Genomic DNA, 13,610 nt, shown 5'->3' with positions numbered 1-13,610 from the left:
TAACCACTATGTCATTGCGAGGAGCGGCTCGGGGAACAAGCGTAGGGGCGACGTGGCAACCTCATAGGCAAGGCAACGTTGTTTAGCAAACTGGCAACATGTCCTATGAGGTTGCCGCGCTATCGCTCGCAATGACATAATAGAATTAAAAACAAGACCATGCTAACCATCCAACTAAAAACCCTCATCAAACCACAGCCGGCAATGTTCTTCGGGCTGGCGTACCTGGTGCTGGCCCTATGGTTCATCCCCGGTTATTTTATGGGGGATGCCAATGTGGCGATGGGGGCATTGCTGATACCTTACATCTGCACGGTGGATAAATGCCGTCGCAGCCTGCGCTATTTGTGGCCCGCGTTGTTATTCGCAGTATTGGCCCTGCTGCTGCCTGTAAATACGCTTTTTTTTGTGGCCCTGGTGTTTGCGGTGCTGTTGCTTATAGAGTGTACCCTCGGCAAGTTGAGCGATATATTGCTGTTCCTGCTCTTGCTTATTTCGCCGGTGTTCGGACATATCACCCGCATGGGCGAGTTCCCGGTGCGGCTTTGGCTGAGCGATAAGGTAGCCGTCGTGCTGGCCATGGGCGGGCAGCAGGCCAGCGCGGCGGGCAACCAAATTATGCTGGGCAATTACGAGTTCTCGGTAGACCCGGCCTGCGCGGGGTTGAATATGCTGGTGATGTCGGTACTGGTGTGCTTGTTTGTGTTGGCGTTTTACCAAAAGCGAAGCGGCAAGGTGCTGGGCTTTAAATGGCTGGCGTTGCTTTGCGTGATAACGGTTGCGCTCAACATCGGGTGCAACTTCTTCCGGATATTGCTGCTGGTGATGTTCAAGATCATGCCCGGCACTTTCTTCCACGATGCGGTGGGCATAGGCTGCCTTTGCCTGTACGTGCTGCTGCCTTTGCTGCTGGGCATCAAACCCTTGCTTGCCCGTTTTGGCAGGGTTAAAACCACAGTCGGAAACGCGAAGGCGTGGCCGGCCATGAGGTACCCGTTCTTGCATGCCTGCCTGCTGGCGGCTGTGTTGTTGGTGGCGGTGCGGCTGGTAAAATCCGACAGCCTGGTGAGAGGCAGTAGCGCAATCAGCCTGCCCGGTTACCACAAAACGCAACTGGATGGCGGCATCCTCAAATTCGAAAATAAGGAGGCGCTCATCTACCTCAAGCCAACCGCTTTCTACGCGCCCGAGCACGACCCTATGATATGCTGGGCAGGCAGCGGCTACGTTTTCAAAACCATCCGGGTAGAGACACTGAACGGGCACGATATGTACACCGCCACCCTCGTTAAAAACCATGACCGCATCTACGCCGCCTGGTGGTTTGATGATGGCCGCCTGAAAACCGTTAACCAGTTTGCCTGGCGCTGGGCTGCCGCCAAAAATCAGGGGCAGTTTTACCTGGTGAACATTAACGCTTCTTCGCCCCAAAAACTGAGGCAAAAAATAGGGGAGATGCTGGGGCAAAAGATTTTCAATAACAAAATCATGGTAAGCAAAGAATAACACAGAAAATCAAAGAAAAACACGGGAAAAACGACCCCTTTTTTCATCTATTTTAATAAAAACACGGAAATTTTAGCAACAAAACAATCATGAAAACACTCCAAACCGCCGACTTCAATCACGCCGGCAACGACCTCAACCGCCACATCGACGACGTGAAAAACCCGATCAAACTGGCCCGCACCATCAACTACAATCACACCATGCGGCGGATAAAAACCTGCATGAAAGTGATGATAGCCGGGCTGTTCCTCAGCGGCATAACTGCCTTCCCCATCGAAACCGAACTGCGCCTGCTGGCCAACCTAAGCGGCGCTGCCCCGGAGTACATACACAGCTGGATGAACACCGTTTACGCAGCCGTAAAAGCAAGCAACCAGACCTACCCGTTTTTAAGCTATGGTACTGATTGGCTGGCATTTGCGCACATTATGCTGGCCGTATTATTCGTTGGTCCGCTTCGGGACCCGGTACGGAATATATGGGTAATAAAATTCGGTATGTTTGCCTGCGTAATGATATTCCCGCTGGCATTCATCATGGGGCCTATCAGGGGCATCCCGTTGTTCTGGACGCTGGTAGATTGCTCTTTCGGGGCCGTGGGTATCATCCCCTTGTATATCGCTTACGTAAGTATCAAAAAAATAGAGCACTTTAACCGCCGGGGATTGTAACATGTTCAAATTCAATAAGTACTATTTCGCGCTGGCGGTGCTGCTGTTCAATGTCGAGGTATTGATAGCCGATTTTATGCACGATGCTTTCATACGCCCCTACGGCGGCGATTTTTTGGTGGTGATACTTGTGTATTGCACGGTTAAATCGTTCATTAAAAGCGATTTATGGGTAACGGCCATTGGCGTGCTTGTTTTCTCGTATGTTGTAGAAGTTACGCAGTATTACCACCTTATTAACCACCTGGGCTGGGAAAACTCGAGCCTGGCCCGCAACATATTTGGCACCACATTCCGCTGGGAAGATATGCTGGCTTATACGCTGGGGATGCTGTTGGTTGTAATTATAGAGCATTGGTTATCAAGGCATAATGCCTTACGAGGAGCGACGAAAAATGGATAATCCGAAGAAATATTTCGTAGAGCAGGGCTCTATCGTGCGCACTATCTGGAGCAAGGCCGATAACATCCTGTTCATATTTGCTGGCTCGGCAGCGGAGTTTGCCCTGAACAAGGCGGTAGACTGGCTGTACTTTACCGGCAAGCTCCCGGCCGACCCGCTGGGCAGGCTTTTCTCTACAGTTGAATACGGCCGCATGATCATCTTCTCCGAATATGATGGCGCGCTGGCGGCGATAGATAGAATAAACGCTATACACCACGGCGTGGAAAAAGCCCGTGGCGCACAGATACCCGATTGGGCCTACCGCGACGTAATCTTCATGCTGATAGATTACTCCATTCGTTCTTATGAGCTGTTAGACAGGCAATTATCTGACGACGAAAAAGAAGCCGTGTTCGAAGTGTTTTACCGAATGGCCCTGCGCATGGGGCTAAAAGAAATGCCGATTGACTATAAAAGTTGGGTAATTGCCCGTCGCGAACACCTTGATGCCCATTTGGTTAAAAGCGATTTCACCATCGATTTATTCAAGCAATATAAAAAGCATTTGGGCACTATCCGCTACCAGTTGCTGAAGCAAGTGCAGCTGCTCATCGTGCCTCAGGAGGCCAAAAAGCTATTGCCGATAGATAGTTTGTCGTACTTAATGCCTGTTATCCAGCTATATAAACTCTCTCGCCGCTTTAAGCTCGATGGCTTGATGAAGGAAGCTATTCTCCCCCCGGCATACAAGGCGCAGATAAAGGCGATGGATGTAGGCTAAGGCACAACCGTTTACCGATACATCGCCCCCGTTTGTCGATACAACCACAATACGCTCCATTGCAATGCGCATCTTCGGAAGATGGGTTCCATTGACCCGATACATCTTGACTATGGTGCAAATAAAAAGGCTGCTGATGGCACTGGTGCCGGCGTTTATGGCTTTATTGGCCTGGCGGGCGTTTGGAGATAAGTTTCCGGGGATGCTATTGCGTATTCCGTTAATTTTGAGTATTATAGCATCAACCGCAATCACCCGCGCGATTTTGGCAACGACTTTAACTTTTAAAGTTCCAGATGCATATCCAGGCCAGTAAAAGCAGCCGTACCGCGCAGCGCGGTCGGCTGTTTATAATCACGCTTTTGGTTGGTCTTATTAGCACCTTAAGGGTAAATGCGCATATTGCGCCGGCTTTTCTGCCTTTGCTCCAAATAAAAACCACTAACTTATTATTAATAGCGGCAAACCCGCAAGGCAATACCTGGGCGGGCTTCGGCAATATGCTGGCCCTGGGTTTGCAGCAAATAAGGCAGGGTACCTACCAGCTGTTATTTTTGTTTATGCTGCTACTGCCTGCGGTACTGGTTATTTCTAACAAAGGGCAATGGAGCGGCTTTGGTGGGGTAGGGTACAGCCTGGTGCGGATAGTTAGGATAACGGGGGCGTTCGCCATAGGTCACACCATCACGCTGCTCATCTTTGCTACGGGCATCATCCACTTCCCCATCCGCATTACCGGGATATTGATGGCCCTGGGTATTTTGCTAGTCGCAGTTCATGCGTATAAACCTATTTTTGCCCGTAAAGAGGCGTACATAGCGGCAGGTTTTGGGCTTGTACACGGCATGACCTTTGCCGAAACGCTGATAAACCTCAACTTTGATGCCGGGCATTTGGCTCTCGGTATCGTGGCCTTTAGCTTAGGCATCGAATTGATGTTGGGCTTGATTATTGCCATAGTCAGCCCCTGGCTTATTATCCTCAGCCGTATTAATCATTACAAAGGCTTGCGCGTTGCAGGTGCTTTGGTGGCTGCTGTAGCTGCGACAGGCTGGATGGCAGAACAGATAAGTAACCAACCGAATTTCATAGCCTCTGCGATGGCGACGGCAACAGTTTATGGCCCATGGCTGGTGTTGTTATTGGCTATGTACGCCATATTAGGCTTTTACATGAAAGTGGCAAGCAGCACTTCGGCATCGTCGTACAGTAAGTGATTGGCACCGACACAGGTAAAAGCCGGCGTTTTTGCAACGCCCATCGGTATTAATGCACGCTACGTTGCCGGGTATCAAACTTAAAACGCCACGATTACGTATTTTATCTTAAACAGACCCCATGAGATATTTTACGATTGCTATTTGTGCCGCGTTCCTTCTTTCGTCCTGCAAAAAGAATACAAAAATAGTTGAGGAAGCCTATGTAGACAGCTTGATGAGCCACTATACGTTGCCCAGGTTGGTTACCGATAATGATAAAGAAATGCAATTCTGGAAAAACAGGATAGATCCTAAGAATCCGGGGCAGGTGGATGAATCGAGGTATGCGGCTACTTTAATAGCACGTTTCCATGAATTTGGTGATATAGCCGATGTAAAACAGGCAGAGGCAATTTTAAAAGGGGTAAATAGAACGTATAATAATTCATTGGGTTCGCCGTTTGCTGCTTTGGCCTCATCTGCAATGCTGCAGCATCATTTTAGGGGAGCAGATACGCTGCTGCAAAAGGCAAAAAAAGCAGGGATAGAGAAGTTTGCCGCTGTAACACTTTCATTCGATGTGAATTTTGAATTGGGCAATTATGTGGCAGCAAAACTGTATTTAGGCCAGTTGAAAGGCGCGAACGATTACAACTACTACTTCAGAAGATCAAAATTCGACCACCTAAACGGCACTATTGATAGTGCCATCAGCGCCATGCAACAGGCTGCAGGCAAAGGCAAAACATCGCCTTATTTGCTTGATGTAGCGCTGTCGAACACGGCGGACCTCTACATACATGCCGGCGACCTGCAAAAGGCCGGGGAACTTTATAAGCAATGCATGAAGATAAACCCGGTTGATTTTCACAGCATGATGGGCTTAGGCTGGCTTGCATTGATCAATGATAAAAATGACACCCTGGCCGAGAAGATATTTAAGTTTGTTGAAAGCAAAAACAAACTGCCCGACCCGCTATTTAAATTATATCAAATGGCGCAGGGCAGGGGCGATGCCGCGCTTGAAAAACGTTATGCCGCGCAATTTGCAGCCAAAGCCACCGATACCATTTATGGCCGCATGTATAACAAATATTTAATTGAAATTTATACTGGGGTATTAAACCAACGTGCCAAAGCACTTGCCCTTGCTACGGACGAACTGAACAACCGTACTACACCGCAAACATACGCCTGGTATGCTTACGCCCTTTTTGTTGATAACCAAAAAGACCGGGCGTATAAAGTGTTTCAGCAACATGTATCAGGTAAGCCGTTGGAAGGGCTGGAGCTTTATTATATGGGCAAATTGATGCAGGGCTTGGATAAGGGATATAATGCGCAGGAGTTTTTTAAAGCCGCCAACAAAAACGTGTACGACCTTAGCCCCGCTATGGCAAACGACCTGAAAAAAAACCTGGACGAGTAACGATACAAACGTTACCAAATGCCGCATCCAAGCAGCTGTTAGTTTTTAAAATACTGAAATACAGGATAGCTGTCGAATTCTGATATCAGGAACTCAAATTGGAAATGACGCGGCTTGATTTTTTTCTTGACGGCCAAACTATCGGTCCGGTAAGCCGGTAATTAAAAGAATAGCCGTTGAATGGTCCAGTAAAGGGCAATAAGCGCGATGATTGCAGATAGCGGTACAACAATGTATTTGCGATAGTAAGGTTTATCGCCAAACCAGCGCGCTACTAAAAAATAAGCTAATAATATAACCGTAAGCTGCCCTAATTCAACCCCTATATTGAACATTACCAAACAGGTTAAATAGGCGTTTTTAGGCAAGCCCAAATGGCCCAACGCTCCTGCAAACCCCATCCCATGCACCAAACCGAATAAAAATACAACACCTATCCGCGATGTTTTTAACCTTGGCGATGTGATATTTTCCAGAGCCACGTACATTATAGACAGGGCAATTACCGGCTCTACAATTTTTGCAGGCGGGGAAATTATATGATACATGGCCAAGCCCAGCGTTACCGAATGTGCTACCGTGAAAGCAGTAGCCTGCCATAAAACCGGCTTTAGTTTGGGGCTTAATAAAAAAAGGCTGAGTATAAAAAGTATATGGTCGAACCCGAGAGGGAGTATATGGGTGTAACCAATGCCCAGATAAACCATGGCCGCATCGGTTTTCGACATTTTTTCAAGTTCGCCCACTATAACATGTGCCCACAATGGTTCACTAAAAAGCAGTAACAGCAATGTTATACCAGTAACACGGCGATAATGCTGAAACGATTGTGCAAACCGGTTATCCATAATTTGGGTAAGGCTAAGTAAGTAATAAATTCAATAAAACAACGGGCGTTTTAAATAAACAACAAAGCCGGGTAAAATTCCCCGGCTTTGTTGTTTATAAGTTTTGCTGATTACTACCAGGGGCTTGCCTCGTAAGGGAAAGCAGTTAAGAATACTTTATCGTTCGCATTTACGTGGTCAGAAGTTAAGCCCGGGTTTGAAGCGCCGGTTGCTCCGCCAAATATTAGTATCAGGCTTACGTCGATAACGTCATCACCCAGGGCACGACCTGTTAATACATTTGTCCCGTCATAATATGTGGTTTTCCCTGTTGTTGAAACGCCTAAAACGTCAGTTGCTAAAACACCGGTAAATGCAGCTGCATTTAAGCCTAAAATATTGCTTGAGTAAGCGCCGCCGTTATAAGCCTGTAACTGTGCCTGGAATTTAGCCTGGTAAGCTGCACCCATTAACGATGGTATAGTTGCGTTAAAATTATCCTTATCGGCAGCTGATACAAATACGGTTGCAATACCCGGGCGGCCAACCTGGTCGCCGGTGGCTGAAAAGGTTACGCCGGTAAACGGATCGGCTGGTGTAGCTGTTTCTTTTTTGCTACATGCACTTAACGTAACGCTTAATGCACAAACAGCTATAATGGTATGTATTTTAATTTTCATGATTTTACTTTCTTTGATTTTATAATATTTATTAGTTACGATTTTGATTTTGTTTGTAACCAAACGCCAAGTTTACCTGTGCTGTTAAGCAATGTTTTCGGTAGTTCAATTACCACGCTCATTACATTGGTGCCTTTAAACGAATCAACACCAGTGGCTAAGAAGCTAGTTGCAGTCCCGCCGGTGATTTTGTGGAATTGGTCAAGGTCAAAAAAGAAAGGATCATCTCTTGGTCCGGCGAAAGCTGTAATGCCCGTTGCAGATGTTGCAGTAACTGGCGCCGATGAAGCATAAGGGGTAACCGGTACAGAAACGTTGTACGTGCCAACTACCGTGCTTGATAAGCCGGTTGTGCCTGGTTTAACAGGGCCGTAAACATACATTACACCAGCTTTAAAAACGCATTGAATAACCAAATCTTCAACATTGTCGCCATTGTTGTCTATTTTAAATTCAATCATGGTGTTCTCGTCAAACGAAGCTGTCGAAGTTGCCGTTGGGCTTAACAGCCCCTGTACATTGCCTACAAAAACCATGTTAGCAGTGTTTGCTCCCTGGAAAACGTAGAGGTCTGTAATGTCGGTTTTTTTGGTTTTCACACCAGGTGCATCGGCATGGTCAGATGCCCATAGTATTCCGCCTCCAAGCGTTAATGCTACAGCTGCGGCGATTAAAAATTTGCTCTTTTTCATTGTTTTGTTTTTAAATATTAGATTAGAAGTTTGGAGGAATTACGCAGGAAATTTGATAGCGGTTTTAAGATTTTGATATTTATTTTTTAACGAATAGCTTGATAATAAGTAATTTATAGCCTGTGGTTGTACGGCCAATGGCATTTAGCTATAATATCGTTTGCTTTAGAAATAACCCTATGAAATGAAAAAACCAATACCCTGAAAAAAACGTAAATGCAGTTTGTTTTACAATTCATAGCTTATAACCTTGTTAAAAAAACTCTACTGGTTCCTGTTTATTTACGACCTTGATAAGCCGTTGGGTAATACCCCATATGCAGGCGAGGGGCCGTGGAAAAAGAAGCTGGCAAGAGATGTAGGATACCTGCTGTTGTTATCGTACTCGTTGTTTATTTTTAATTCGATAACGCCCGTTTTTACGGATGCCGTAGCGCATACTTTTTGGGAAAAAGAGCATTTGCTTACCGTGCACAAAGAGAACGGTAAAACACATGTGCATTACCAAATTTTAAATGCTGAGAAGCAATCGTCAAAAGATAAGTCCTCATCCAACGGCAAAACAGGTTCTGAAGAATTTATACACCTGCTGTTTAATACGGCTTATACCTTTGTTGATTACCATTTTACCATAAGGCCCTATTATCCCTATAAGTTCAACTACACGTTTTCTTATGTTGATATTTATTACCGGCCGCCGGTAGTATAACCCTCCGCGAATTAAAGTTTTAATTAAAACCGGTATGCTATTGCACCGTTTTGTTAGTTCCACTCGGTAACTCCCGTATCGGTTTTAATTTAAATTCCCTTATTTTTTCATACAAACATGGCGCTGCATTTTATGCACCCGCCTATTATCAGCTTATTCCTCGCCCTGCATTAATCAAAATCGGGGTGGGTCGAATTTGTCTTATCCGGAGGTTGTTATTATCTCGGGCAAAACAAAACCTATGTATATTCAAGTACTTTCATATTTAAAAAGGGTTATCGCCAACAAAGGCATGGTGCGGCCGGCTGGTAAAAGGCAGTTATTGGTTGCTATTGCTTTGCTAAGCATGCCGGCAGTTTTCGCCCAGCAAAAAAACATTACAGGTACGGTCATCGATAGCGCCACCAAAGCGCCCATAAACGGTGTTACCGTACTTTTATCGCCAGGCAATCAAACCGATATCACAAACGAAAACGGTCGTTTCTTTTTTAATAAGGGGCCCGCATCGGCGAAAAAAATAATCGTCTCGGCCATCGGCTATCAAAAGCAAACGCTGTTATTTGCCGATTTCGAGAACGCGCAAGCCATCGGCTTGGTGCCACGGCAAACCCAGCTGGCCGATGTAGTGATAACGGCCAATACCACCAACCCCTATAAAGCTATCAGCGAAACGGATATCAAACTGCGCGGCGTTTCTAACTCGCAGGAAGTGCTTCGCATAGTGCCGGGCTTGTTTATAGGGCAGCACCAGGGCGGGGGTAAGGCCGAGCAGATATTTTTGCGTGGTTTCGATAACGACCACGGCACCGACCTGAGCATGAGCGTAGACGGTATGCCTATCAATATGTTGTCGCACGCACACGGGCAAGGCTATGCCGATAGCCACTTCATCATCCCCGAGACCATCGAAAGCACCACCTATAAAAAGGGCATGTACGATGCCGAAAAAGGCGACCTTGCCGTTACTGGTTTTGTAGATTTCCATACCGCCGACGCCATCAGCAGCAATATCATTAAAGTAGATGCCGGTCAGTTCAACACTTATCGCGTATTGGGTATGGTTAATTTATTGGGGGAGAACGCCAAAGCCAATGGCCAATCCTGGTATGCTGCATCAGAATACCGTTACAGCGATAGCTATTTCGAAAATCCGCAGCACTTTAAGCGTTTCAACTTTTTTACCAAATACCACAGCAGGCTTAATGATAATAACTGGCTCAGCCTTACCGCATCTACCATGTACAGCAGTTGGAAGGCATCGGGCCAGATACCCGAGAGCGCAGTAGAGGAAGGCCTGGTAGGCTTCTACGGCGCGCTGGACCCCAACGAGGGAGGCGTAACCTCGCGCAGCAACATTAATGCGCAATTATTGACTACGCTTATTAATCACGATATCATCAAAAACCAGCTTTATTATTCGCGCTATAAGTTCGATCTGCATACCAATTTTACCTTCTTTTTGGCCGATACCGTAAACGGCGACGAAATACGCCAGCGCGAGGCCCGTAACCTATTGGGCTACAACGGAAACTACCTGCACGAAGGGTACATAGGCAATATGAAGTTGACTGCCGATGCGGGTATCAATATCAGGCATGATGCAACCGATAATAGCGAACTAAGCCACACCGTAAATAATTTTACGCTGATTGATCCAATCAAACTGGGCGATGTTACCGAAACCAGCGCGGGCGTTTACCTCAACGAAACCCTGCAGCTTAGCCCACGGTTCACCATTAATGCGGGCTTGCGTTTCGATCAGTTTTATTACCGGTACGATAACAAGCTGGCAGGCGATGGTACCCTCAACGGCACAGGCATTTACAAAGCCAACAATAACACCATCAGCCCCAAGCTTAGTTTTTATTACCAGGCTACCAATAAGGTGCAGCTTTACCTGCTCACGGGCAAGGGCTTCCACTCTAACGATGCGCGGATGGTTGTGGCGCAAAACGGGCTGCAAACCTTGCCTGCCGCTTACGGTACCGATTTGGGCACCCTGCTTAAGCCGGCCAAAAACCTGTTGTTCAATGCTGCGGTATGGTATAGCTACCTGCAAAACGAATACGTTTACGCCGGCGATGGCGGCACGGTAGATTTTAGCGGTCGTACGCGCCGCATCGGCTTCGATCTCTCGGCCCGTTACCAGCCGATAAAATCCCTTTATTTCGATGCGGATTTAAACTATGCCCATGGCCGTTCTGTAGACGGCCCCGCCGGCCAGAATTACATCCCCCTTGCCCCGGTGTGGAGCAGCACGGGTGGCGTCACCTATATTTTTAAAGATGGTTTCAACGGCAGCCTGCGTTACCGCTACCTGGGCAACCGCGCCGCTAACGAAGATTATAGCCTCACCGCGCAAGGTTACTTCGTAAACGATTTGGTATTGAACTATACCAAACCCAAATTCGAGGTGGGGCTGACCATCAATAACCTCTTCAACGTAAAATGGAAAGAAACCCAGTTCGAAACCCTCACCCGTTTGAAAAACCAGCAGCCCGTTAACGGTATAGCGTTTACGGCGGGTACAAAATTCGCGGCGTTGGTACATGTAAGTTATTTCTTCAGATAAAAAAGCGTTAAGGAATTTGGCCGGAAAATAAAAATCGGTGTTTAAATTGCTTAAATATGGTTTTGCTTCCGGGCACAAATTTTCGGCACTGTTTTGGATGCGCAAGTACAAATGATTTGAATTTTTAGAGGTGGTATTATATTGGCTATGTACGCCATATTAGGCTTTTACATGAAAGTGGCAAGCAGCACTGCGGCATCGTCGTACAGCAAATAAGCTCAGCTTCGCGGTAAATAATTGATATTTTCCGGGATACTTCTGCCGATTTAATTATCATTGCTTCACTAAATCGGATTATCATGAAAAAGCTGATGTTGATGCTGCTTGTACTTACTGCATCGCATATCGCGAAAGCGCAAAATATCTATCCATATAAACTTAGTAACTGCGAAACCAGTGCTTTTTGCCTCGATTGCGGCGACCAGAAGGCCGGCGTAAAATCACCGGAGTTCGAAACGCTGGTGGCCGATTTGAACAAAGCCGGCGGCTTTAGCGGCGTTGCCGGCAAGGTACTGTTCCAGGTATTGGTAGATTCCGTTGGGCACGGCTGCGTATTAAGCCATACCGACAAATCGAACAGTAAACTGGTGCAGGGGATCGTAACGCAGCTGAACGCTTTTACCAGCTGGATACCCGCAAAAGCCGGAAATAAAACCGAAGGCCGAACATCAATTAGCCTGCTGGTAGAAATTAAGGACGGCATATTATCGGCACAGGTACAACGGGTAGATATGAAAGCCTTTAGGCAATCTTTCGATCACCCTATGGATCCCGATATATTCAACAAAAACTACCAGTATAGCAACGAGCACTTAAAAGACTACGCTATACAGGTTTGGAACTCAAAAAACTCGAACCTGCCCAATAACTTCATCGATTATTTAACGGTTGATAAAGACAACGCCATATGGATTAGCGTTGAACAAAGCCTGGTAAAGTTTAATGGCACAACCTTTATGCCTAACGAGCAAGACATTACGCCTAAGGGTAAATATTTTGGCTACCGTGCTGTTGCATGCGATAATGATAACACGATATGGGTTGATGCAAAAGGCGGCATATACAGTTATAGCAATGGGCGATGGGCTTTGATGGATACGTTAAAAATTGGGTTCAAAGGCGCTTATAAAATCATCAATAACAAAGCGAGTGGCGAAGTGTACTTCTGTTCAGACAGCGGCCTTGGCATTTTCAAGGCCGGCAACTGGAGCTTGCTGAACCAGGCAAACGTTGCCCAATTACCGTCTAACAGGGTGTACTTCGCAAAGAAAGACGCTAAGGGAAGGCTTTGGGTAGGCACCTTTGGTGGATCGGTAATCATAGATGAAAACGGAAAGGCAACATCGTTCAATACAACCAATACCGTGTTAAAAGGCAAATGCATCACCTCGATGGATGAGGACGAGAACGGCAATATTTACCTCGGGCTTTATGAGTACGGCCCGAAGGATAAAAAAGAGGTTAACAGGGACGAGGGCATAGCCGTGTACCACCCCGATGGCAGTATTAAGCAGTACACTACCGCAAACTCGGGGATGCCATTCAACGGTACTTCTACACTGTTATACGACAGGACCGAAAAGGTGCTTTGGATAGCGACTGACAAGGCAGGCCTTGTGAGGTGGGATCTTAAAAACGGATGGGAAAACTATCATAACCAAAACTCGGCTATACCAACATCTTACGTTAGCAATATGGCTTTCGATAACAAGGGCGTATTATATCTAACCACCAGGCAAGGGTTGGTAAGGGTGCAACGTAAATAAAAGCTTGCTGCTTTGTTGCTATGGCGACTAAGGTATCCAAAGGAAAAGCCCTAAATACCTCCGATTTGTAAAGAAATTTAAGGGAATGCCCGGGTGGTAAAAGAATAATATTTAGCTAACCCCGGCGGGCAAAGATACCATCCCATCCTTGGTGCCGCCCCCGCAAAAAATATCTCAAAAAATACATACAACTTATTATAAAATAAATCGTATGTATGCATAGTAATTTGAACAGCAAAAACAAGGCTAACCAATTCCCTCTTATTAAACCTAATGGCTTGTTAAACAGTTCATTTTGAAAAATATCTTCCCGATTCGGGAAGGTGGCATTGGCGTTGAATTTCGCCGGAAAAATAAAAATCGGTGTTTAAATTGTTTAAACATGGTTTT

13 protein-coding genes are annotated in these 13,610 nt (G+C 46.3%); 10 read left to right on the top strand and 3 right to left on the bottom strand.

The features are described from left to right. The first annotated feature begins 159 nt into the window (after window positions 1-159). From xrtN to AC1DXC_RS15525, 7 genes are all read left to right on the top strand, one after another. A complete protein-coding gene (gene xrtN / locus AC1DXC_RS15555) occupies window positions 160-1,506 on the top strand; it encodes an exosortase N (RefSeq protein ID WP_477460077.1) in 1,347 nt (448 codons plus the stop codon). 89 nt (window positions 1,507-1,595) lie between these two features. Then, a complete protein-coding gene (locus tag AC1DXC_RS15550) occupies window positions 1,596-2,180 on the top strand; it encodes a hypothetical protein (RefSeq protein ID WP_477460076.1) in 585 nt (194 codons plus the stop codon). A gap of 1 nt (window position 2,181) precedes the next feature. Then, on the top strand, window positions 2,182-2,583 hold the full coding sequence (locus tag AC1DXC_RS15545) for a ribosomal maturation YjgA family protein (protein WP_477460075.1): 402 nt from the start codon (window positions 2,182-2,184) through the stop codon (window positions 2,581-2,583). Further along, on the top strand, window positions 2,552-3,346 hold the full coding sequence (locus tag AC1DXC_RS15540) for an oxygenase MpaB family protein (protein WP_477460074.1): 795 nt from the start codon (window positions 2,552-2,554) through the stop codon (window positions 3,344-3,346). The genes AC1DXC_RS15545 and AC1DXC_RS15540 overlap by 32 nt, the downstream gene beginning before the upstream one ends. Before the next feature lie 112 nt (window positions 3,347-3,458). Then, window positions 3,459-3,662 carry a hypothetical protein gene (locus AC1DXC_RS15535; RefSeq protein ID WP_477460073.1) on the top strand — a complete coding sequence of 68 codons (204 nt, stop codon included), beginning with the start codon at window positions 3,459-3,461 and terminating at the stop codon, window positions 3,660-3,662. Continuing rightward, window positions 3,643-4,563 (top strand): HupE/UreJ family protein, encoded by a 921-nt coding sequence (locus AC1DXC_RS15530; RefSeq protein ID WP_477460072.1) that lies wholly within the window; start codon window positions 3,643-3,645, stop codon window positions 4,561-4,563. The genes AC1DXC_RS15535 and AC1DXC_RS15530 overlap by 20 nt, the downstream gene beginning before the upstream one ends. 121 nt (window positions 4,564-4,684) lie before the next feature. Then, complete coding sequence (locus tag AC1DXC_RS15525; protein ID WP_477460071.1) at window positions 4,685-5,974, top strand: tetratricopeptide repeat protein; 1,290 nt, start codon at window positions 4,685-4,687, stop codon at window positions 5,972-5,974. Between the two features lie 161 nt (window positions 5,975-6,135). Here AC1DXC_RS15525 and AC1DXC_RS15520 read toward each other — a convergent pair whose 3' ends face one another. The 3 genes from AC1DXC_RS15520 to AC1DXC_RS15510 form a co-directional block, all read right to left on the bottom strand. After that, the gene (locus AC1DXC_RS15520; RefSeq protein ID WP_477460070.1) at window positions 6,136-6,822 is read right to left on the bottom strand and encodes a HupE/UreJ family protein; all 687 of its coding nucleotides are present in this window, start codon (window positions 6,820-6,822) and stop codon (window positions 6,136-6,138) included. A 113-nt stretch (window positions 6,823-6,935) separates the two neighbouring features. Then, window positions 6,936-7,481 (bottom strand): DUF4331 family protein, encoded by a 546-nt coding sequence (locus tag AC1DXC_RS15515; protein ID WP_477460069.1) that lies wholly within the window; start codon window positions 7,479-7,481, stop codon window positions 6,936-6,938. A gap of 35 nt (window positions 7,482-7,516) precedes the next feature. Next, on the bottom strand, window positions 7,517-8,173 hold the full coding sequence (locus AC1DXC_RS15510) for a DUF4331 family protein (RefSeq protein ID WP_477460068.1): 657 nt from the start codon (window positions 8,171-8,173) through the stop codon (window positions 7,517-7,519). A 250-nt stretch (window positions 8,174-8,423) separates the two neighbouring features. Here AC1DXC_RS15510 and AC1DXC_RS15505 point away from each other — a divergent pair, with 250 nt between their 5' ends. The 3 genes from AC1DXC_RS15505 to AC1DXC_RS15495 all read left to right on the top strand — a co-directional run bounded on the left by AC1DXC_RS15505 (window position 8,424) and on the right by AC1DXC_RS15495 (window position 13,220). Then, entirely contained in the window at window positions 8,424-8,882 is a 459-nt protein-coding gene (locus tag AC1DXC_RS15505) for a hypothetical protein (protein WP_477460067.1), read from the top strand. A gap of 241 nt (window positions 8,883-9,123) precedes the next feature. Next, a complete protein-coding gene (locus tag AC1DXC_RS15500; RefSeq protein ID WP_477460066.1) occupies window positions 9,124-11,454 on the top strand; it encodes a TonB-dependent receptor in 2,331 nt (776 codons plus the stop codon). A gap of 299 nt (window positions 11,455-11,753) precedes the next feature. Continuing rightward, window positions 11,754-13,220: a ligand-binding sensor domain-containing protein gene (locus AC1DXC_RS15495; RefSeq protein WP_477460065.1), complete on the top strand. Its 1,467-nt coding sequence runs from the start codon at window positions 11,754-11,756 to the stop codon at window positions 13,218-13,220. Window positions 13,221-13,610: the final 390 nt, after the last annotated feature.

The organism is Mucilaginibacter sp. P2_D11 (genome assembly GCF_056404435.1).
Note: the sequence above shows the minus strand (reverse complement) of the source record. Positions and strands in the feature narration are given on the sequence as shown.